This window comes from Halalkalibacter wakoensis JCM 9140, from assembly GCF_000513095.1.
GTDB classification, from domain to species: Bacteria; Bacillota; Bacilli; order Bacillales; family Bacillaceae_D; genus Halalkalibacter; species Halalkalibacter wakoensis.
Window position 1 is genome coordinate 1 of record NZ_BAUT01000019.1, and the last position, 17,228, is coordinate 17,228.

Annotated in this window: 8 protein-coding genes, 4 pseudogenes and 1 other annotated feature; of the genes and pseudogenes, 11 read left to right on the forward strand and 1 reads right to left on the reverse strand. The window is 39.7% G+C overall.

Annotated features, from left to right (window positions below; all coding sequences use genetic code 11):
• Nucleotides 1-1,232 precede the first annotated feature (1,232 nt).
• Nucleotides 1,233-1,439, reverse strand: a complete 207-nt coding sequence (sspI, locus tag JCM9140_RS09595) for a small acid-soluble spore protein SspI (protein WP_034745390.1) — start codon at nucleotides 1,437-1,439, stop codon at nucleotides 1,233-1,235.
• Nucleotides 1,440-1,562: 123 nt separating this feature from the next.
• On the opposite strand from sspI, the pseudogene JCM9140_RS09600 reads away from it, so the two are divergent.
• From JCM9140_RS09600 to fadR, 11 genes and pseudogenes are all read left to right on the forward strand, one after another.
• Nucleotides 1,563-2,316, forward strand: a pseudogene (locus tag JCM9140_RS09600) (TrmH family RNA methyltransferase).
• A 62-nt stretch (nucleotides 2,317-2,378) separates the two neighbouring features.
• Nucleotides 2,379-2,608: a binding site (T-box leader), on the forward strand.
• Between the two features lie 57 nt (nucleotides 2,609-2,665).
• Nucleotides 2,666-3,699, forward strand: a pseudogene (gene pheS, locus JCM9140_RS09605) (phenylalanine--tRNA ligase subunit alpha).
• A gap of 13 nt (nucleotides 3,700-3,712) precedes the next feature.
• A complete protein-coding gene (pheT, locus tag JCM9140_RS09610) occupies nucleotides 3,713-6,136 on the forward strand; it encodes a phenylalanine--tRNA ligase subunit beta (RefSeq protein WP_034745391.1) in 2,424 nt (807 codons plus the stop codon).
• Nucleotides 6,137-7,031: 895 nt separating this feature from the next.
• Nucleotides 7,032-7,306 (forward strand): annotated as a pseudogene (gene zapA, locus JCM9140_RS09615) (cell division protein ZapA).
• Nucleotide 7,307: 1 nt separating this feature from the next.
• The gene (locus tag JCM9140_RS09620; RefSeq protein ID WP_034745392.1) at nucleotides 7,308-7,847 is read left to right on the forward strand and encodes a CvpA family protein; all 540 of its coding nucleotides are present in this window, start codon (nucleotides 7,308-7,310) and stop codon (nucleotides 7,845-7,847) included.
• Nucleotides 7,848-7,988: 141 nt separating this feature from the next.
• A complete protein-coding gene (gene polX, locus JCM9140_RS09625) occupies nucleotides 7,989-9,713 on the forward strand; it encodes a DNA polymerase/3'-5' exonuclease PolX (protein ID WP_034745393.1) in 1,725 nt (574 codons plus the stop codon).
• 36 nt (nucleotides 9,714-9,749) lie between these two features.
• Nucleotides 9,750-12,110: an endonuclease MutS2 gene (locus tag JCM9140_RS09630; protein ID WP_034745394.1), complete on the forward strand. Its 2,361-nt coding sequence runs from the start codon at nucleotides 9,750-9,752 to the stop codon at nucleotides 12,108-12,110.
• 15 nt (nucleotides 12,111-12,125) lie between these two features.
• Nucleotides 12,126-12,538, forward strand: a pseudogene (locus JCM9140_RS09635) (DUF350 domain-containing protein).
• A gap of 343 nt (nucleotides 12,539-12,881) precedes the next feature.
• A complete protein-coding gene (locus JCM9140_RS09640) occupies nucleotides 12,882-14,588 on the forward strand; it encodes a long-chain-fatty-acid--CoA ligase (protein WP_034745461.1) in 1,707 nt (568 codons plus the stop codon).
• A gap of 303 nt (nucleotides 14,589-14,891) precedes the next feature.
• Entirely contained in the window at nucleotides 14,892-16,532 is a 1,641-nt protein-coding gene (locus tag JCM9140_RS09645; RefSeq protein ID WP_052002170.1) for an AMP-binding protein, read from the forward strand.
• A gap of 64 nt (nucleotides 16,533-16,596) precedes the next feature.
• Nucleotides 16,597-17,220 carry a fatty acid metabolism transcriptional regulator FadR gene (fadR, locus tag JCM9140_RS09650; protein WP_052002169.1) on the forward strand — a complete coding sequence of 208 codons (624 nt, stop codon included), beginning with the start codon at nucleotides 16,597-16,599 and terminating at the stop codon, nucleotides 17,218-17,220.
• Nucleotides 17,221-17,228 lie beyond the last annotated feature (8 nt).

Below are 17,228 nucleotides of genomic sequence, written 5' to 3' on the forward strand. Positions count from 1 at the left end.
AATTAGATGATCATTAACTAATGATACTATCTAAGCTTTTCTCCCTATAATCATTAAACATTTTAAAAGAGAAGAGAAATAGACTGACTACAAGTCCAACAATTATATACTTTTTATTTTTCATTTAAAAACCTTACCTCTCTATTAAAAATCTCTCCTGCAAAAAGACAAACCTATTTCCATAATTGCTCCGTTAGTTAAATGAATAATTTCCATACAATTACAATTATTTTAACATCTAATCTCAACAAGCGTACAAAATCATTGCGAATTTGTACGCCACTTTTAATGTCATTTGTCATTTTCTCTCCCGAAACTGAACCCGTTACTTTTACCAGTAACTTATTTATTAAACAAACGTTTGATTAAGTAAAAAGATTGCTCTTGTAAAGGGGGAAGATGCTGTAGCAATGTCATTTCTCATAGTGAAATGGAGCGGAAGCCACTCGACTCCTGCGGGAAGAAGAGGGAGGCCACTGAAAAAATGCCTACCTGCCGCAGGGGAATGACACTCCGCTTTCCGCGGGTGCCCGGTGAGCCTCCTCGGCTATGCGGGGTCTCACACGTGGGTCACTGCTCCCGCAGGAGTCTACGTGTCATTCCCCTGCTAGGGTTACTTTTGTTACTTTTAATCTTCTACGATTTCTTTTAACACTTTCTTTTCTCTTTAACGATGGGAATTGAGCGAATTTGTGGTTCACCTTCCACATCACAGATCACTTTTTGGAAATGCCTCGAAGGATAAACGGTAGTACGTTTTATAGGATCAAACTGAAATACAGCCAGTGATGATAAGCCTCGCGCTATTTCCTATGAAACGACCAAGTACAATACCAATCTGGTCTCTAACTCATTTGCAACCTCATTAGACCTTGTTTTTTTCTGGGAATTTCTATCGCTCCTCTCAAAAAGCGGACGGGATGGGGGGCCGACTCCTGCAGGAGGGAAGGGCAGGCTGAAATCCACCGGCGCAGCCGGTTAGTTCAACGCCCGCCTGCGGAAAGCGTGCCCCCCATCCCGGGAGCGATGGCAAAGCTCCCTTTTAAGTCCGAAGTAAACGGGCACTTTTTCAGTGACCTCAAGAAGAGGTAGGGGCTCGGCACCCTCCTTACGGGTGCGAGTGGCTGCAGCGTAATGGAACGAACTCATGAAGAGCAGCCAACCTTAAAAAACTGAGTATGTGAAAACACCAATAAAAAAAGAGCAACTCATCACAGTTGCTCCTTAAAATATTATTTCAAACCTTGACTAATCTGTTGGCAAACGTCATTTTTTTGTTGTTCATTCGCATTTTTCCAAAACACTTCCATCATAACGCCTAAGCCTGGAAGCATTTTTTCTTCTCCGCGTTGAACAGCGTCAACAATCGTTGCTTCCACTTCTTCCTGCGAATTTCCTTGAATATTTGCCATAATAGCTCCACGTAAATTAAAACTCATGTGGTCCCACCCCTTATAAAGATAATGTGAATCTATTTGTAGTATGTATCAGCCTTCACTGGATTATGACGAAAAAAATGGGTAAAATGGATGAAATGAGATAGAAGTAAAAAGGAGTCGAGCATGAAGCGAATTGATTCAAGTAAAAATGAACATGTAAAACGGTGGAAAAAGCTACATACCAAAAAAGGGAGAGATACGGCTGGACGTTTTCTTGTCGAAGGGTTTCATTTAGTAGAAGAAGCAATAAAGGCTGATATGATGGTCGAGTACATTTTGATGAAAGAAGATACAGTTCTTCCGGCTACTTTATCGGTACAAAATCAAGATGTGATTATCGTAAGTGATGCTGTTATGAAGGAATTATCAGAGACAGAAACACCTCAAGGAATTGCCGCCGTCTGTGTAATTCCATCAGCACCAGAGGTTGATCAATTAACAGGCCAATATTTATTGCTTGACCGAATTCAAGATCCAGGAAATTTAGGGACGATGATTCGTACTGCTGATGCGGCAGGTTTAACCGGTGTGGTACTCGGTGAAGGCAGTGTAGATGTCTTTAATAGCAAAGTCATAAGGGCCACACAAGGATCTATATTCCATCTTCCGTTATTAAAGGGATTTAGAACAGTGGATGGAGCGATTGAAACAATCGAATGTTCCTGTGTTTGGGACAACTTTAAACGAAGCAAGCTCATATTCAGCCATTGAACCACAAGAAACATTTGCGTTAATCATGGGGAATGAAGGAGAGGGTGTTAGCCAGAACCTTTTAGAAAAAACAGATCAAAACCTTTATATTCCTATTTACGGACAAGCCGAGTCTTTGAATGTTGCTGTTGCATCAGGAATTTTATTGTATTATTTGCGTGGCTAAGAATAAGGAAGGTTGCAACTATAAACTTTATTCACTATAATAAATAAATCAATAGTATATCATTAAATGCAAAGAAAGAGAGTAGTATGCTTTAAACCGCCATTCAGGGAGAAAATGCCTTAGACTGTAAGCATTTTTATGGAAGGAAAAGCAGAATTCACTCTGGAGCAGGCACTGGACCACAATGTTTCTTTGTGAAGGTGTTTCCGGTTTAAAGCCGTTAAAGCAATGAAGATAATGAAAGAGAGATCTTTCATTAATAAGGGTGGTACCACGAGTCTTCGTCCCTTTTGCGGGAGCGAAGGCTTTTTATTTTGCAAAAATGTTTATTCTAAAGGAGGCAAATAGGATGCGTGAACGATTAGAAGCTTTACGTGATGAGGCGTTAGCGAAAGTAGAAGTAGCCGAAGACGTAAAAGCATTACAAGATGTGCGAGTCGCTTATTTAGGGAAAAAAGGTCCTATTACAGAAGTGTTAAGAGGGATGGGGAAACTATCTGCTGAAGAGCGTCCGATCATTGGACAGATGGCCAATGATGTACGAGATGCGATTAAAGAGCAAGTAGAGAAAAAAGAATTGGAGTTAGAACAAGCTGCCATTGAAGAACAGCTTGCGCGTGAAAGTATTGATGTAACATTACCTGGCCGTTCAATTAAAAGTGGGTCAACTCATCCTTTAACGCAAGTAGTTGAAGAGGTGGAAGAAGCATTTTTAGGTTTAGGGTTTTCAGTTGCAGAAGGTCCAGAGGTAGAAGTTGATTATTATAATTTTGAAGCGTTGAATTTACCGAAAGATCATCCAGCGCGTGATATGCAAGATTCGTTTTATTTTACAGAGGAATTGTTACTACGTACACATACATCACCAGTGCAAGCAAGAACGATGGAATTACATAAAGGAAAAGGCCCTGTAAAAGTCATCTGTCCAGGAAAAGTATTCCGTCGCGATGACGACGACGCAACTCATTCGCATCAGTCATGCAAATTGAAGGACTTTTTGTTGATGAGAATGTTCGAATGAGTGACCTAAAAGGCGTATTAGAACAATTTGCGAAATCATTTTTTGGTGAAGATCGTGAAATTCGTTTACGTCCAAGTTTCTTCCCTTTCACAGAACCATCTGTTGAAGTAGATGTCTCATGTGGAATGTGCGGCGGGAAAGGATGTAGAGTCTGTAAACAGTCTGGTTGGATTGAAGTATTAGGAGCAGGAATGGTGCATCCACGTGTGTTAGAGATGAGTGGATTTGATTCAACGAAATATAGCGGGTTCGCGTTCGGAATGGGTGTGGAGCGATTAGCTATGCTTAAATACGACATTGATGATATTCGCCATTTTTATACAAATGATGTACGTTTTCTAGCGCAATTCAAACGGGTGTAAAGGAGGAAGAAAAATGTTAGTATCCTATAAATGGTTACAAGATTATATTAATGTGAGTGATCTTTCTGCTCGCGACATCGCAGAAAAAATGACGCGTGGTGGAATTGAAATTGATTTTGTTCATCAACTTAATAAAGGGATCACTGGAGTTGTTGTTGGGTATGTAAAGGAATGTGAACAGCATCCAAATGCAGACAAGCTAAATGTTTGTCAAGTTGATATTGGGGAAGAAGAATTAGTTCAAATTGTATGTGGAGCGAAAAATGTTGCAGCAGGACAGCACGTAGCCGTCGCTAAGGTTGGTGCTGTATTACCTGGCAACTTTAAAATTAAAAAAGCCAAGTTACGTGGAGAAGTATCACAAGGAATGATCTGTTCCTTGCAAGAGTTAGGGATCGAAAGTAAATTGGTTCAAAAGGAATTCTCTGAAGGGATCTACGTATTCCAAGATGAGGTGGAAGTTGGGAGCGATGCTCTGGCAGCACTCAATTTAGATGATGAAGTACTAGAGTTAGACTTAACGCCTAATCGTTCGGATTGCTTAAACATGCTTGGTGTTGCGTATGAAGTAGGGGCGTTGTATGAGCGAGAAGTAACGCTTCCGACAATTGAAGTCGCAACAAATGATGAACAAGCATCTGACTATATAGATGTGAAAGTGGATGCAGTGGAAGATAATCCTTATTACGGCGCAATCATTATTAAAGATGTAAAAGTAGGAACATCGCCTCTTTGGTTGCAAAACCGCCTTATGGCAGCTGGAATCCGTCCGATCAGCAATGTTGTCGATGTAACGAACTATGTGTTGTTAGAGTACGGTCAACCGTTACATGCTTTTGATTACGATCGTTTTGGTTCAAAAGAAGTGCTTGTTCGTCGTGCAACCGATGGTGAGAAGATTGTGACATTAGACGATCAAGAACGGACACTAACGAGTGATCATCTTGTGATTACGAACGGAAAAGAACCTGTAGCAATTGCTGGGGTCATGGGTGGTGCGACTTCGGAAGTGCACGAAGGAACAACAACGGTTCTGTTAGAAGCTGCTTACTTTAAAGGATCAACCATTCGTAAAGCATCACGAGATCTAGGATTAAGAAGTGATGCAAGTACAAGATATGAAAAAGGAGTCGACCAAGATCGTGTTCTGGCTGCTGGTAGACGAGCAGCACAACTCATTGCTGAATTAGCTGGTGGAACGATTGTTTCTAGGGTTGTCGAAAAAGATGTTTTATCGTACGAAATGGCGACCGTTCGTTTAGATCTTGACCGAGTAAATCGCCGATTAGGAATGAATGTAACGATTGAAGAGGCTGCGTCGTTCATGTCACGTCTAGGATTCACCTATGAACAAGATGGCAACGTGTTAGCTGTGACGATTCCATCTCGTCGTGCAGATATTCAAATTGAAGAAGATCTAATGGAAGAAGTAGCAAGATTATATGGCTACGATCATATTCCAACGACCCTACCGCAAGGAGCAACCACACAAGGTGCATTAACGGATTATCAAAAGAAAAGACGTCATGTACGTCGTGTGTTAGAGAGTTCAGGACTTTCGCAAGTCATTACGTACTCGTTAACAAGTCCGGAAAAAGCAAAAGGGTTTGCATTTGAAACGAATCAAACTCCCGTACGTCTGGCTATGCCGATGAGTGAAGATCGTAGTACGATGCGTACAAGCCTCATTCCTCACTTGTTTGATGTATTAAGTTATAATGTGAATCGTAAAAATCAAAACGTTCATGTGTTTGAGATTGGTTCAATCTTTTTAACCGATGAAGAAACATTAACAAAGCAACCAATCGAACGTGAGATGGTTGCGGGTGCATTGACTGGTGTTTGGTACGAACATAATTGGCAAGGGGAAAAGAATAAGGTTGATTTCTTTGTTGTAAAAGGAATCCTTGAAGAAATGTTTAACGCATTAGGTATTAATGAGCAAATTGTATTCGAACAAGCTACATTACCAGATCTACATCCAGGACGAACGGCTCTTGTGAAGTTAGATGGCAAGGAAATTGGATTTATCGGACAAGTTCACCCTGCTTTGCAAAAAGAAGTTGGATTGAAAGAAACGTATGTGTACGAACTTGAGCTTGAGGCTCTTTTAACACATGACACACAATCAGTTGTGTATCAACCACTTCCACGTTTCCCTGCAATGGTAAGGGATATTGCGCTTGTTGTTGATACCCATCGTTCAGCAGGAGAAGTAGAGGCCGTTATTCGTTGGGCTGGAGGAGAGTTGTTAAAAGAAGTTCGCCTCTTTGATCTATATCAAGGCGAACATATGGAAGAAGGGAAAAAATCCCTTGCCTTCTCTTTAACATATCTTGACCCAGAACGTACATTAACCGATGAAGAAGTAACAACGAAGCACAATGAAGTATTAAAAATGCTAGAAGAACATGTAGGAGCAACATTAAGAGGATAAGATCAAAAAAGCTGTTGAGCTCATGCTCAACAGCTTTTTATACTAAAGGCCGTTGAACATACTTTAGTATATCCACAAAGTATAATGGAGGAAAGCCACTCAACTCCAGCGGAAATAGAGGAAGGCTACAGAAAACCTGCTTAACTGCCGCAGGGGAATAACACTCCGCTTTCCGCGGGTGCCCGGTGAGCCTCCTCGGCTGTCGCCTGCGGGGTCTCACACGTGGGTCACTGGTCCCGCAGGAGTCTCCGTGTTATTCCCCTGCTAGGTTACATTTATTTATCTCTTATTTGTTACTCTTTTTCATTTGAAAGCTATATTATTCCCTTGAGATTCACCGTCTATAGACAAAAAGACCTTTGAGTTTTCTCAAAGGCCTTTTTAAGTTTCTTTTATTTTCTTTTGATCGTTGAAAAGCAGGAAATTTCTATCGTTCAATAAAGCGGACGGGATGGGGGGCCGACTCCTGCAGGAGGGAAGGGCAGGTTGAAATCCACCGGCGCAGCCGGTTAGTTCAACGCCCGCCTGCGGAAAGCGTGCCCCCCATCCCGGGAGCGGATTCGATGCACTTATTTACGCCACTCTCTCATTAATCACAAAGATTAGAGGACTTTTTCAGTGCCCTCATTTAGAGGTAGGGGTGAGACCCCACAGGCGCAGCCGAGGAGGATCGGCTCCTCTCCGCGGAAAGCGAGTGACTGCAGCGCAATGAAACGAACATGGCAAGAACATCTAACCTTCAAAAAAGGGACTTTTATAAAATAAACCAATAACAGACAAATAGTAACATTTTTCAATCCCTGTATTTCTTTACATGAACCTTCATGGTATGATAGAACTTGGTATTTTTGTGGATTGTATTTTGCACTTGACTAATAGATAGGAGGCTTTTTCTGTGGCAGATAAGAAGAAAAAGCAGCGCATTACTGTTTCAATATATGGACAACAGTATACAGTCGTCGGCGAAGAGCTCCGGCATATGTAAAAGATGTTGCCCATATAGTCGATCAAAAAATGAGAGAAATAAAAAAAGTTAATCCATATCTTGATACGACCAGGTTAGCGGTATTAACAGCAGTCAACATTGTTGATGATTATATGAAATTAAAACAGGAAAATGAAATGTTAAGCGAAAAAGTCAACAAAGATAAATCATCAGGAGGCGATTAACATGCTGAGCTTTCTCATTCTATTTATCTTATTTTGTAGTTTTTTTATTGGTAGAAGAAGAGGCTTTATCTTACAGCTGATTCATTTAGTGAGTTTCGTTGTTGCAATTGTAGTAGCCTATACATACTTTAGCGAATTTGCAACATACATCCGTCTGTGGATTCCTTATCCACAATTTTCATCAGACAGCACAGTCGGAATGATTATTAATACGTTTGATGCAGAAAGTGTCTATTATTCAGGAATTGCGTTTGCTATTTTATTTTTTGGAACAAAGATTGTCCTGCACTTATTAGGCTCTATGTTGGATTTTCTAGCGCATTTGCCTATTTTAAAGTCTATTAATCGCTTTTTAGGTGGGATTCTTTGTTTTGTAGAAGCGTACCTGATTTTGTTTATTTTATTAATTGTATTAGCGTTATTGCCTATTGATATGGTCCAAGATGTGATGCAACGTTCTATTGTCGTTCAAGTCATGTTAAATCATACACCTTTCCTATCAGACTGGATTAAGGAATTGTGGATTAACAACCATATCTAAAGGAAGAAAAACAATCATATGAAGAAGAGGGTGTCTTAAAAAGGAGTATACAACCTTTTGGGCACGCTCTTTTTTCGTTAACGTACATTCGTTGATTTTCACTACCAACTATAGGTATGATGGGGATAGAAGAAAGGGACGATGAAGATGAACAAAAAAGATGTGATCCGTTATTTAGAAACAATTGCAACCTACTTAGAAATTAAAGGAGAAAATCCTTTTAAAATATCGGCTTATCGCAAAGCGGCATTATCGCTAGAGGCAGATGAGCGAACATTAAATGAAATCGAGAATCCAGCATCTTTAAATGGGATTGGAAAAGGTACGGCTGAAGTAATCTTAGAATTAAAAAATGCCGGAAAATGTACGATACTTGATCAGTTACAAAAAGACGTTCCTGAAGGACTTTTGCCATTGCTGAAGCTTCCGGGGCTAGGCGGCAAAAAGATTGGGAAACTATACAAAGAGCTAGGGATAGTCTGTATCGATACTTTGAAAGCGGCGTGTGTTGAAAAGAAGGTACAGCAGCTGGCCGGATTTGGCAAAAAGACAGAGGAAAAAATCTTAATTGCCATTGAAGAGGCAAATACACGACCAGAACGCTTGGCTCTTCCAATTGTCTTACCAATCGCTGTTTCAATCGAACAAGCTCTAGCAAAAATGGATGGGGTAACGCGGTTCTCTCGTGCCGGAAGTTTACGCAGGATGAGCGAAACGGTAAAAGACCTTGATTTTATTATTGCAACAACAGAGATCGAAAAAGTAAGAGAAGGAATTCTCGGCTTAGAAGCAATTAGTAAAATTATTGCCAATGGAGATACAAAAATTTCTGTCGAGGTAGTCGGGGAATATCCGATTTCGATTGATTTCAGGCTAGTTCGTCCAGAAGAGTTTGCTACAACCCTCCATCATTTTACGGGTTCAAAAGACCATAACGTGAAAATGCGTCAACTTGCTAAAGCTAGAGGTGAGCGAATTAGTGAGTACGGTGTGGAAAATCTTGAAACAGGTGAAGTGAAGACCTTTTTATCCGAACAAGATTTTTTTGAACACTTTCACTTAACGTTTATTCCACCAGAAGCAAGAGAAGACCAAGGAGAAGTAGAAAAGGCAGAAAAGGGAATCGATCATGCGCTTCAATATGTGACAGATGAGTTAATAAGAAGTGATTTGCATATGCATACAACTTGGAGCGATGGAGCTCATTCAATAGAGGAAATGATTGAGGCAGCAAAAGAAAAAGGCTATGACTATATCGCCATTACAGATCACTCCAAATATTTACGAGTGGCAAATGGTCTCTCTGTTGAACGTCTTAAGGAACAACATGCGAAAATAAAAAAACTAAATGAACAATATGATGACTTTACCATTCTTACAGGAATTGAAATGGATATTTTACCTGACGGAACGTTGGACTATGAGGATGAAATTCTAGCTGAGGTTGATTTTGTGATTGCCGCAATTCATTCTTCGTTTCAACAAGACCGCGAAACAATTATGAAGAGATTAAAAGCAGCTCTGATGAGCAAGCATGTTGATCTTATCGCACATCCAACTGGTCGCTTGCTCGGACGTCGTGATGGCTATGATGTAGACGTTGAGATGTTGATTGAACTAGCAAAAGAGACAAATACAGCACTTGAGTTAAATGCGAATCCACACAGATTGGATTTGTCAGCACATTGGTTGAAAAAAGCCGAAGAAGCAGGAGTCGTGATTGCAATTAATACGGATGCTCATAATACCGAATCATTAGATCTCATGACTTATGGAACAGCAATCGCTAGAAAGGCCATGTTAAAGCCAGAGTCTATCATGAATACGTGGTCGCTTGAGAAGCTTCAAGCTTTTTTAAATCGTTAATCCAAGTCAACAGGTCATGAAAAAGGAGCTATGTTAATGGAAAGAGTGTTACGAGTTTTAGAATATGAAAAAATGAAAAAGCAGTTGCTCGAGCATGTTTCATCTTCTTTAGGAAGACAAAAAGTTGAGCAATTGTTCCCTTCTGTTGATTTAGGTGAAGTTCAAGCATGGCAACATGAGACAGCAGAAGGAGCAAAAGTTCTCAGGCTAAAGGGGCAGGCTCCTTTAGGAGGGATAACAGACGTTGCTGCGAATGTAAAACGTGCAAAAATCGGAGGAGCTCTTGCGGCAAGTGAATTGATGGCGATTGCAAGTACGATCTATGGGGGCCGTCGATTAAAGAAATTTATTGTAACCATGGTGGAGGAAGAGGAAATTGAGCTTCCATCCTTATTTGAATATGCCTCACAAATTGAATCTTTAACAGATGTTGAACGAGAAATCAAACAATGCATTGATGATAACGGACATGTTCTTGATTCCGCGAGCCATGAGCTAAGAACGATACGTCAGCAAGTCCGTAGTTATGAGGCATCTGTCCGCTCGAAATTAGAAAGCTTAACGAGGTCATCAAGTACACAAAAAATGCTATCAGATGCGATTGTGACGATTCGAAATGATCGCTTTGTTATTCCAGTCAAACAGGAATACCGAAGTTCCTTTGGTGGGATTGTCCATGATCAATCTGGATCAGGAGCAACCTTGTTTATTGAGCCGCAAGCCATTGTAACGTTAAATAACCAATTACGTGAGGCCAAAAGCCGTGAAAAGCAAGAAATTGAACGGATATTAGCAAAGTTATCAAACGAAGTAGCAGAAGTAGCTGATGCGCTGCTACACAATTTAACCGTACTGGCGGTTTTAGATTTTGTCTTTGCTAAAGCACGGTATGCTCATCAAATAAAAGGAACAGAACCAATGCTTAATGAGGATGGCTACATGCATTTAAAAAGAGCAAGACATCCACTAATAGAGGCGGATGAAGTCGTTCCAATTGATGTCCAACTAGGTGGGGAATTCCGTTCGTTAATTATTACCGGACCGAATACGGGAGGAAAAACGGTCACATTAAAGACAGTTGGACTCCTAACACTAATGGCCCAATCTGGTTTGCATGTACCGGTAGAAGAAGAGTCGGAGCTAGCCGTCTTTAAACAAGTCTTTGCGGACATCGGTGATGAGCAATCCATTGAGCAGAGCTTAAGTACGTTTTCCTCTCATATGACAAACATTGTGGATATATTAGGAAAAGTGGACTTCCAAAGCCTTGTTTTATTTGATGAATTAGGAGCTGGGACAGATCCAACAGAAGGAGCAGCCTTGGCGATTTCCATTTTAGATGATGTGTACAATCGAGGGGCATGCATTGTCGCAACAACCCATTATAGCGAATTAAAAGGGTATGCGTATAATCGTGAAGGTGCAATGAATGCAAGTGTAGAATTTAATGTAGAGACCCTTCGTCCGACCTATCGTCTCCTCATTGGAGTACCAGGTAGAAGTAATGCGTTTGCTATCTCGAGAAGGTTAGGTTTAGATGAACGAGTCATTGACCGTGCAAAGGAACAAATTGATCAGGAAACAAACCAGATTGAAAATATGATCTCCTCTCTTGAAACGAGTCAGAAGTCGGCTGAATCAGAAAGAGAAGAAGCGGAATCGATTCGTCTTGAAGCAGAGAAGTTACGTGAAGATCTCATTAAACAATTGGATCAATTGGAACTAGAAAAAGAACGTATTCTAAAAAAAGCAGAAGAGAAAGCTGAAAAAGCGGTTAAAGAAGCAAAAGAAGAAGCCGAATTCATTATCGGTGAATTAAGAGAGATGCAAAAAGAAGGTCTTTCTGTTAAAGAGCATCAAATTATTGATGCGAAAAAACATCTAGAAGAAGCGGCACCGAAATTAACAGCAAAACAAAAGAAAATCAAAAAGGATGCAGCTAAAGCGAAACAAAACATCCAAGCTGGTGACGAAGTAAAAGTACTTAGCTTTGGACAAAAAGGGTTTGTCGTTGAAAAAATAAATGACGAACAGTTCCAAGTTCAAATGGGAATTATGAAAATGAAAGTCAAAAAAGATGATTTACAGCTATTAGATCGTCCAAAACCTGTGGAGACCAAACCGCTTGCTATGATAAGGGGTGGCCAGTCACACGTAAAAGCTGAGTTAGATTTACGTGGCCAAAGATACGAAGATGCCATGTTAAAAGTTGAAAAATACATTGACGACGCCTTGTTGGCTGGATATCATCAAGTTTCCATTATTCACGGAAAAGGCAGTGGAGCCTTACGTAAAGGAGTTAAACAACTTTTGAAAAAGCACCCTCATGTAAAAGCTGAACGAGATGGTGGTATGAATGAAGGGGGCCTTGGAAACACAGTTGTTGAATTGAAATAAAAAGAGGCGAAGAATATGGAAGTTTTACTTGAGAATGAATGGATTCGAACAGCGGCGTATTATAGTGTCTCTCTTCTTGCTCTTATTTTGTTTTTAACAATCTTTGAATTGGTGACAAGTTATCACAATTGGGAGGAGATTAAGAAGGGGAATATCGCTGTAGCTATGGCAACGGGTGGGAAAATATTTGGGGTGCTAATATTTTTAGACACTCCATCGAATACACCGATTCCATGCTAATGATGCTGGCATGGGGAGTACTAGGTTTCTCGTTGCTAATGGTTAGTTACTTTGTGTTTGAATTTTTAACTCCGGGTTTTAAGGTCGATGAGGAGATACAAAGGGATAATCGTGCGGTCGGTTTAATCGCGCTCGTTCTTTCTGTTGGATTGTCCTATGTTATTGGTGCAAGTATACTTGCTAGGTAAAGGAGCAAACATGTGGAGCTTTTAATGAAAATTTTATATGTAAGTTGTGGGGTATTTATTGTAGCAGGTATTATTTTTATGCTTTTCTTTGCCCCTTAAGAGAAAAACAGGGGAAGAGCAAGTTAAAGAGTGTCTGTCAAAACGGTCAAGTTTAACCTTTTGACAGACACTCTTTTTTAGGCTGAAATGTATGACGTATTGCGGTTTTTGATCCTTCTAAAAAAAAAAAGTGAAAATAATCAAAAAACGGTACAAAATTGTAAGCGATTACAATACAATAGAGTAGAGGAGATGAACGTTGAAGAAAGGAGTATCATATAATTTTCTTAAGGAGGAGATTGTCTTGGCTACGGAGGAAAAGATTTGGTTAGAGAGCTATCCTGAGGAAGTGCCCCATTCAATTGAGTATGATGAAAGGTGTTTACACGATTATTTGCAATTATCAGCGGGGAAGTATCCGAATCAAGATGCATTGCACTTTCTAGGGAAGGACATGACGTACAAAGAATTGTATGAGCAATCCAAAATGTTTGCCAATCAATTGCTATCTCTCGGTGTGAAAAAGGGAGATCGTGTAGCCATTATGCTTGCTAACTGTCCACAAGGGGTTATTAGTTATTATGGAGCCCTTATGGTAGGTGCAGTAGTCGTTCAAACAAATCCACTTTATGTTGAAAGAGAATTAGAGCATCAACTAATAGACTCTGGTGCGAAAGTCATCATTTGTCTTGACTTAGTTTTTCCACGTGTTCAAAAGGTTAGGTCCAATACGAGCCTAGAATATGTTATTGTTACAGGCATAAAAGACTATCTTCCTTTTCCAAAGAATCTACTCTATCCATTCGTTCAAAAGAAAAATACAGGAATAAAAGTTGATGTTGTGTATGATAAAAATACGTTATCATTTAAGCCGTTTTTAAAAGCTGGTTCACTACAAGATCTAAACGTCTCACTTGATCCCGTTGAAGACATAGCTCTTTTACAATATACAGGTGGAACGACCGGGCCAGCAAAAGGAGTTATGTTGACTCATCAAAATCTTGTTGTAAACACAATCCAATGCATCCACTGGACATATAAAACCGTTCCAGGTAAAGAAAGAGGTTTGGCTGTGCTACCTTTTTTTCATGTATACGGAATGACGGTAAGCATGAATTTTGGTATTATGAATGGATTTACGACTGTCATATTGCCTAAATTTGACCCGAAAATGGTTTTAAAGACAATCGAGAAACAGAAAATTACACTCTTTCCAGGAGCACCCACCATGTACGTGGCGTTAGTGAATGATCCAACCATTACTGATTATGACCTCTCATCCATTAAAGCTTGTTTAAGTGGCGCAGCACCCCTACCATTAGAAGTTCAGCAAAAATTTGAAAAGTTAACAGGTGGAAAGTTAGTAGAAGGGTACGGTTTAACCGAGACTTCTCCTGTGGCTGCAGCTAATCCCATTTGGGGAAAGAGAAAAACAGGAAGCATAGGAGTTCCATGGCCTGATACAGAAGTACAGGTAATCTCAGCAGAAACAGGTGAACCAGCTGAAGTTGGTGAGGTTGGTGAAATTGCAATAAGAGGACCTCAAGTGATGAAGGGCTATTGGAACCGTCCTGAAGAAACGGCACGAGTTTTTAAAGAGGATTGGTTTCTAAGCGGAGATATGGGATATATGGATGAAGAAGGATATTTTTATATTGTCGATCGGAAAAAGGATATGATTATTGCTAGCGGCTTTAACATTTATCCGAGAGAAATTGAAGAAGTATTGTATGAGCACGAAGCTATACAGGAAGCCGTAGTCATTGGAGTCCCAGATGAATATCGAGGGGAAACGGTAAAGGCTTTTATTGTTCTAAAGGAAGGAAGCTCTTTAAACGAAGAGGCACTAGAAGAGTACTGTAGAAAGCACTTAGCTGCCTATAAAGTACCAAAGTATTATGAGTTTCGAGAAGAGCTACCAAAGACATTAGTTGGAAAAATTCTTAGACGCGTTCTTGTAGAAGAGGAAAAAGAGAAACGAGCCTCGACTGAAAAAGTAAGTAATGAGTAATCCTTGAAGTTCAAAAAGGTTTACGCTTATTAATTAGGGTTATGATGTCTTGACCCATTGATCGCCTTCTGTGAGGAAACCTCATAGAAGGTTTTTTTACTGGTGTTCACAGCCTCTGATAGGTTATGTTTTGAACATGATTTCGTTTTGAAAAACAAATCAAAAGAAAATAAAAAAATGTATTTAAAAATGAATGAACATTCATTACAATAGAGGAGAGAGGATGAATTTATTGAAAAGGAGAGATCTAAGGAGGCTATTTGTTTGAATAGGTGGCTAGAACAGTACCCCGATGAGGTTCCAATGACTATTGAATATCCGGACGTAACGTTGCACGAGTTGGTTGAACAAGCAGGGAATCGCTTTCCAAATCAAGTCGCGCTTGAATTTCTCGGAAAGTCGATTACATATAAAGAGTTCAATCAATCTGTGATTCGGTTTTCCAACCAATTGATTTCATTAGGTTTAAAAAAAGGAGAACGTGTCTCTATTATGCTACCAAATTGTCCACAAGGGGTGATTGCCTATTTTGCGACATTATTAGCAGGAGGGGTTGTCGTCCAAACGAATCCACTTTATGTTGAACGGGAATTAGAACATCAATTGGTGGATTCGGGAGCAAAGATGATCATTTGTTTAGATTTATTGTATTCAAGAGTGATGAATGTAATGAAAGCAACGAAAATTGAACAAATTATTGTAACCGCTATCAAAGATTATTTGCCGTTTCCGAAAAGTATCATCTATCCATTTATTCAAAAGAGAAATACAGGAGTGAAAATAGAAATTGAGTACAGAGGCAACGTACACAAATTTAATCAGCTACTAGCTACAGGTGAAGACACTCGTCCAACTATTGATGTTCATCCAAAAGAAGATTTGGCGTTGTTACAATATACAGGTGGGACGACTGGAGTGGCAAAAGGGGTTATGCTCACTCACTCTAATTTAGTCGCTAATACGATTCAATGTCGCAATTGGTTGTATAAATTAGAAGAAGGAAAAGAACGGACACTTGCAGCACTCCCATTTTTTCACGTATATGGAATGACGACATGCATGAATTTAACGTTATCAATGGGGAATGAATTACACATGGTCCCACGATTTGATCCAAAACAAATATTAAAAATCATTGATAAGAAAAAAATAACGTCGTTTCCTGGAGCTCCAACCATGTATATCGGTCTTATTAATCAGCCAGACATTCAAAATTATAACCTATCATCGATAAAAGCTTGTATTAGTGGGTCAGCTACCTTGCCGTTAGATGTCCAGCAGCAATTTGAAAAACTAACTGGTGGAAAGCTTGTCGAAGGGTACGGCTTGACAGAAGCAGCGCCGGTCACGCATTGTAATAGTGTATGGGGGAAAAGGAAGGAAGCTAGTATTGGTCTTCCATGGCCCGATACGGAAGCGGTCATTTTATCGATGGAGACAGGGGAAATGGTGGAACCTGGAGAATTAGGGGAGCTTGCTGTAAGAGGTCCTCAAATCATGAGAGGTTATTGGAATCGTCCTGAAGATACAGCGATGACGTTAAAAGACGACTGGCTTTTAACGGGTGATATTGGTTACATGGATGAAGAAGGCTATTTCTTTGTTGTTGATCGGAAAAAAGACATGATTATTGCAGGTGGATTTAATATCTATCCTAGAGAAATTGAAGAGGTTCTTTACCATCATGAAGATGTTCAAGAAGCGGTTGCGATCGGTGTCGCAGATGAGTATCGAGGGGAAACGGTTAAAGTGTTCATTGTGAAAAAAGAAGGATCTACATTAACCGAAGAAGAGCTCGAGAAACATTGTAGGAAGAACCTAGCTGCGTATAAAGTACCAAAAATATATGAGTTTCGAGACGAACTACCAAAAACGCTAGTGGGTAAAATTTTAAAGCGTGTATTAATAGAAGAAGAGAAACAAAAGCTACCAGTATCTAAGTAAAGTATGAGCAAGAAGAAAGACAGATGGGTTGACAATCACATTCTTTTTCACTAAAATAAGACATATGAATGAATACTCATTCACTAAAGGGGAGAATAAAGTGGGAAAGAAAAAAGGACCTAAATACAACCAGATTATAGATGCAGCAGTAAAAGTGATTGCAAATCATGGCTATCATCAGGCTCAAGTTTCTAAGATTGCTAAAGAAGCAGGGGTAGCAGATGGAACCATTTATTTATATTTTGAGAACAAAGAAGATATATTAACTTCACTATTCGAAGAGAAATTGGGGAGTTTTGTCGAGTACATTCGCACACAACTTACTTCTGATTTGTCTACCGAAAAGAAGTTTCTAATATTAATCAGAAAGCATCTTGAGCAGCTTCAGGATGATCATCATCTAGCAGTTGTGACACAATTAGAATTAAGGCAGTCCAATACGGATTTACGTTTAAAAATAAACGAAATTCTTAAAGGCTACTTAGTGTTAGTGGATGAATTGCTAACAGAAGGGAAAGAGAATGGATTTTTCCAAGCTGACCTTGATAACCGTTTAGCTCGTCAAATGATTTTTGGTACCGTTGATGAGGTCGTAACGAATTGGGTTATGAAAGAGTGCAAGTATGACTTAGTTAGTTTAGCAGAGCCAGTCCATAACATGTTACTTGGTGGATTGCGTTCATCTTAAATGTTAAA

Coding starts and splice junctions, on each gene's coding strand:
- sspI (WP_034745390.1), bottom strand. CDS start 1,439: ATGAGTTTTAATTTACGTGGAGCTATTATGGCAAATATTCAAGGAAAT.
- pheT (WP_034745391.1), top strand. CDS start 3,713: ATGTTAGTATCCTATAAATGGTTACAAGATTATATTAATGTGAGTGAT.
- JCM9140_RS09620 (WP_034745392.1), top strand. CDS start 7,308: ATGCTGAGCTTTCTCATTCTATTTATCTTATTTTGTAGTTTTTTTATT.
- polX (WP_034745393.1), top strand. CDS start 7,989: ATGAAGATGAACAAAAAAGATGTGATCCGTTATTTAGAAACAATTGCA.
- JCM9140_RS09630 (WP_034745394.1), top strand. CDS start 9,750: ATGGAAAGAGTGTTACGAGTTTTAGAATATGAAAAAATGAAAAAGCAG.
- JCM9140_RS09645 (WP_052002170.1), top strand. CDS start 14,892: ATGACTATTGAATATCCGGACGTAACGTTGCACGAGTTGGTTGAACAA.
- fadR (WP_052002169.1), top strand. CDS start 16,597: ATGAATGAATACTCATTCACTAAAGGGGAGAATAAAGTGGGAAAGAAA.